This window comes from Streptomyces boncukensis (assembly GCF_011045075.1).
GTDB classification, from domain to species: Bacteria; Actinomycetota; Actinomycetes; order Streptomycetales; family Streptomycetaceae; genus Streptomyces; species Streptomyces boncukensis.
The window spans coordinates 1-4683 of sequence record NZ_JAAKZZ010000538.1; the positions used below are offsets into that span (position 1 = coordinate 1).

The 4683-nt window shown below is 75.1% G+C and carries 5 protein-coding genes; 2 read left to right on the top strand and 3 right to left on the bottom strand.

Going from position 1 to position 4683, the window contains the following annotated elements:
* On the bottom strand, positions 1-617 hold a 617-nt coding region (locus tag G5C65_RS31455; protein WP_165302449.1), incomplete at its 3' end, for a TerD family protein.
* Between the two features lie 153 nt (positions 618-770).
* On the opposite strand from G5C65_RS31455, the gene G5C65_RS31460 reads away from it, so the two are divergent.
* Positions 771-1700: a hypothetical protein gene (locus G5C65_RS31460; RefSeq protein WP_165302450.1), complete on the top strand. Its 930-nt coding sequence runs from the start codon at positions 771-773 to the stop codon at positions 1698-1700.
* 135 nt (positions 1701-1835) lie between these two features.
* A complete protein-coding gene (locus G5C65_RS31465) occupies positions 1836-2201 on the top strand; it encodes a MerR family transcriptional regulator (RefSeq protein ID WP_165302451.1) in 366 nt (121 codons plus the stop codon).
* Positions 2202-2471: 270 nt separating this feature from the next.
* On the opposite strand, the gene G5C65_RS31470 is transcribed toward G5C65_RS31465, so the two are convergent.
* Complete coding sequence (locus G5C65_RS31470; protein ID WP_165302452.1) at positions 2472-3290, bottom strand: MOSC domain-containing protein; 819 nt, start codon at positions 3288-3290, stop codon at positions 2472-2474.
* A 63-nt stretch (positions 3291-3353) separates the two neighbouring features.
* Positions 3354-4683 (bottom strand): M81 family metallopeptidase (locus G5C65_RS31475; RefSeq protein WP_165302453.1); only part of this gene is annotated, 1330 nt, incomplete at its 5' end.

A 4683-nucleotide genomic window follows, 5' to 3' on the forward strand; every position in this document is an offset into this window, starting at 1 on the left:
GCGAAGCCCGGTGCGGGCTGCGGGGGCGCGGCGTCCGCCGGGGGAGCGAAGCCGGGGACCTGCTGCGCCGCCGCCTCCTCCTGCTCCTCCGCGATCTCCCCGCCGAAGTGCTTCAGCAGCGCGTCGAGCCCGCCGTCGAAGCCCTGTCCGACGGCGGCGAACCGCCAGATCCCGCCCTTGCGGTAGAAGTCGCCCAGCATCACCGCGCGCTCGGTGGTGAACTCCGAGCCGTCGAAGGCGTACCGCGCGACCTCCTCGCCGCCCGCGACGATACGGATGTACCCCGGCCCGATCTGCGACATCTGCCCGGCGCCGTCGACGGTGGCGGTGAACGAGAGCCGCTCCACCTGCTCGGGGATCCGCTCCAGGGTGACCCGGAACGACTCGGTGTCGCCCGCTTGCGCGCCGAGGAGCTGCAGGGACTCCTCGGGCGACTTGGGCTGGTTGAAGAAGACGAAGTAGCGGTCGTCGGAGAGGCGCTCTTGCCCGTCGAGTCCGAAGCAGCTGATGTCGAAGGCGAGGCCCGCCCCGGCGATCTGGACGCCGACGTACAGATCCGTGCCCGCCGTCAGATCACTGACCTTGGCCTTGTGGCCGCGTTGCAGTTGTGTGGGCATACGAGGAGACGTCCCCCATCCCGTCCGTGCGTGTGTCGTCGGCGGCCAGGCTAACGGGTCCGGTTGTGGGCCCGGTCACCGCTGCACGGCCGCCGGAACCCGCGCGGGGAGGTCCGCCGTCCGTACGGGAGAACGCGAGGGGAGGGGCCCCGCATGGCCGGAGAGGACGATGGGGTCGCGGCACCGGCGCAGGCGCTGTGGCTGAGGGGGCAGCTGCTGGACGTTGCCGCCGCGCTGCACGCGGACCGCCGTGCGGCGGTGGTCCGCGAGTGGACCGACCCGGTACGGCTCAGGGGGCCCGAACCGGTAGGCCGCAGCCACCTCTTCCTGGTTGCGGCGGGCGGCGTCCGGCACCCGGCGTCCTCCCCTTCCTCGCCGTCCTCGCCGTCCTTCCGCGATGTCCTGGACGCCTTCACTGCCGCCGGATGGCAGGTGCGCGGCGGGCGCGGCGACGGCGCCGGCGGGAGCTGGGCGCGGGCCGCTCACGGGGAGTTCGCGGTCCGCGTCCACGCGGGGGAGGGGGCCGGGCTGCTGACGCTCACCGGCTGGACCCCGGTCCTGTTCACCGGGCGGGAGCTGCGGCAGCCGCCCTGGACCCGCAGCACGGTCGACGGGGTGCTGTGCGACTGGTGCCAGGGCTGGGGGGTGTGCCTGGACTGCGAGGGCACCACCCGGCTGTCCGGCAGGCGGTGCTGGTGCGCCGCGGCCAACGCCGGGCCGGGCACCTGCGTCGAGTGCGGCGGCACGGGGCGGGCTCCGGACGCGGAGGTGGAGTGGCGGCGACGGCGGCACCGGCCCGCGGAAGGCGCTGCCGGAGCCGGTGCGTCCCCGGCGGCGCCGGTCGAGGAGGCGCCGGTCGAGGAGGGCCACGACTCCGCGCTCGGGGCGCTCGCCGACGTCGCCCATCGCACCTGCGCGTGCGGGGAGTTCCGCTGCCTGTGGCGCAGCGCCCGCACCAGGGCCGGGGAGCGGCTGCTGGTGCGGTTCACGGGCGCCTGCCAGAGCTGCGCGGCGGAGCGGGCCTACGCGTTCGCGCTTCCGCTCCCTCCGCCCCGTCAGGCCGCGTGCCAGTACGTCGGGTAGGTGTCGAAAAGAGTGGTCACGTCAGGAATCCGTCTCGGTACGGTGCGCCGGGTTCCCCGCGCACCGGCTACGCTAAAACCTCACACTGACGTCAGAGGCAAGGGTTGTGACGCGGGTCACGGCAGGGAGGTCGGCATGCGGATCGGGGAACTGGCGGCGCGCACCGGAGTCAGCGCCCGGTCCCTGCGGTACTACGAGGAGCAGGGGCTGCTCGCCAGCACCCGCAGCCCCAGCGGGCAGCGGCACTACGCGGACGCCGCGGTCGAGCGGGTGGTGCTCATCCAACAGCTGTACGCCGCGGGGCTCTCCAGCCGGACCGTCGCCGAGGTGCTGCCCTGCGTGGACGCGCCCAGTCCGGACAGCTCCGACGCGGCGCTGGAGCGGCTCGCGCAGGAGCGGGACCGGCTCTCCGGGCGCATCGACGAGCTCGTCCGCGCCCGGGAGGCGCTGGACGGTGTGATGGCCGCGAACCGCGAGTACCGGGAAACGGTACCGAAGTGAGGGCGCCCCGCCCCCGCCTGGGCCGTGTCCGGCGGATCGTGGTTGCCCTCTGTCGGGGCAGCCGGGTCGGGGCTGCCCCTGCCCGTGTCCTGCGGACTGCGGGCGCGATGGGGTTGCGCGCGCAGTTCCCCGCGCCCCTGAAGCGCCCCTGCGGGGCGCCAGGGCGCGCCCCGCAGGGGCGCGGGGAACTGCGCGACCGGCCCCATCCCAGCCGCGGACTGCGACGCACCGGCAGGGGCAGCCCCTGCACAGCAAGATCCGCCGGACGGACTAGGCGTACTCCGTCGCCGTCAGCTCATCGCCCACGCGCAGGGTGCCCGGTCGCAGGACGGAGAACTTCGCGCCGAACGTCACGCCGCCCGGCGCCAGGTCCCGGCGGTAGTCCGCCAGCGTGCGCAGCGGTTCCGGGCCGGCGCGGGTGCCGGTGTCGGGGTCGACGAGGGTGACGGCGCACCGTACGGCCGGTTTGGCGAAGCCCAGTTCGGCGTCCCCGACGGTGGCGCGGCGGAGGGTGTCCTCGGTGTACGGCGCCTCCCAGCCGTCCACCACGATGTTGGGCCGGAACCGGGCCATGGGCAACGGGGCGCGCCCCGCCGCCTCGATCCGCGCGTTGAGGTCGTGGAGCGAGGCGCGGGAGAGCAGGTGCACGGCGCCGCTGTCGGCGTAGCCGGAGCGGCCGGGGTGGAGGCCGTCGGTGACCCGGTCGTGGTCCGGCGGCACCCGCACCAGGCGGCTGTCGGCCCCGAGGTGCGCCGTCAGCCACTTGCTCGCCTCCCGCCCCTGGTCGATCCCGCGGAACGCGGCCCCGAAGAGGTCGACGGGACCGGGCGCCGACTCCGTGTCCACGGGGAGGTCGAGCGGCGGCATTCCCGGGGCCCGCAGGGTCAGTTCGCGGCCGTCCTCGGTGATCCGGGGGCGGATGGTGGCCAGCGCGGGGTGCGCGCGCTGGGTGCGGTAGACCCCGTCGGTGCTCACGACCATGAACGAACGGTCGTGCGCGGGCCCGGCCGGGGTGAGCCGGACCTCCTGTGACGGGACGCCCGCACAGCCCTTGACGGGATACGTGATCAGTTCGACGACTGCGATCATGTGCTTCACCGTAGTGCGCCGTCGGCGTGCACCAGGAGGGGCATCCCGTGCGCGGCGAACGGATTACGCGGCGGGCGGCAGCAGCACGGGCGTCAGGTCCGGCTCGGTGAAGTCCGCGTCGTCGAAGGGGTAGAGGGGGCGGGCGACGCGGTGGTGGCCCAGCCGGAGCAGGTCCTGGTCCACGCCGCCGGGCGTGAGGGCCAGCAGCCAGTCCGCCGCCATCCCGTACAGCTCCGGCTCCAGATAGCCGATCTTCACGACCACCAGGTCGTACGTGTACGGGTCCAGTTCGCCGAAGTCGGCGCGGGTGTGGAAGGGCTTGCGGCGGTCCGTGAGGACGGCGGTGACCCCGCCCCGGCGCACCGCGGCGGCGCGGACCCCGTCCAGCTCCTGGAGCGAGACGACCTCGCCGCTCAGCTCGTACGGCTCGGCGTGCGCGCCGGTGCCCGCGCTGAACTCTCCGCCCACCCGGAGGGTCACTCGGGCGCCGGTGCCGGCCGTGAAGCAGGCGTCCGTGGCGGCCCGGTCCGTGATGCCGGGGTGCAGCGCGGTGGCCCGGCCGGACGCCAGGTCCGGGTGGGCGAGGAGGCGGCCGAGCATATACGCGAGGTCGCCGGCGCCGCCCGCCGTCGGGTTGTCGCCGGAGTCGCTGACCAGGAAGGGCCGGGCGCTGGAGGCCACCGCCTTCGCGACGCAGGTGTCCGCGTCCCCGGTCGGGCCGACGAAGACGAAGTCGCGGCGGGCCTCCCAGTAGCGCCGCGCGAGGTCGCCGGCCTCGGCGAGCGCGCGGCCCGGGTCGTCGCCGGTGACGACGGCGGCGGCCCGGCAGCGGGGCTCGTCGGCCCAGGCGTAGCCCACCCACAGGCCCGCGTCCGTGATGCCGGGCCGGGCCTCGATACCGGCCTGCGAGCCGAAGAGGGAGGCGGCCGGCTCCAGCCGGGTGCTGGACTTCTCGCCGGGCAGCAGGACGGGGATCTGCACCCAGGCGCGGTACGGGCGCCCGGCGCCGGAGCTGAGCCGCTCCACCAGCTTGCGCGCCGCGCGTTCGCGGGTCTCCCAGGCGTCCTCGTGCGGGGCGAGCCGGTGGGCCGTGAGGAGGTCGAGGCGGCGGGCGAAGTCGTAGGAGACGTTGCCGTGCGGGTCCATGGCGGCGGAGATGAGGGTGCGCGGGCCTATCGCCTCGCGCACGGCCGCGGTGAGGTCGGCCTCCGCGTCCGTCATGCCGGTGACGCTCATGGCGCCGTGGATGTCGTAGACCAGGCCGTCCAGGGGGCCCGCCGCGCGGATGCGGTCGGTGAGCTCGGTGCGGATCCGGTCGTATGTGCCCGGGTCCACGGGGCCGCCGGGGAGGGACACGGCGTGCACGAGGGGCACCCACTCCACGTCCCGGGAG

What these genes read in the sequence shown, in the direction of transcription:
- G5C65_RS31460 (WP_165302450.1), top strand. Translation starts at nt 771, where the DNA reads ATGGCCGGAGAGGACGATGGGGTCGCGGCACCGGCGCAGGCGCTGTGG.
- G5C65_RS31470 (WP_165302452.1), bottom strand. Translation starts at nt 3,290, where the DNA reads ATGATCGCAGTCGTCGAACTGATCACGTATCCCGTCAAGGGCTGTGCG.
- G5C65_RS31465 (WP_165302451.1), top strand. Translation starts at nt 1,836, where the DNA reads ATGCGGATCGGGGAACTGGCGGCGCGCACCGGAGTCAGCGCCCGGTCC.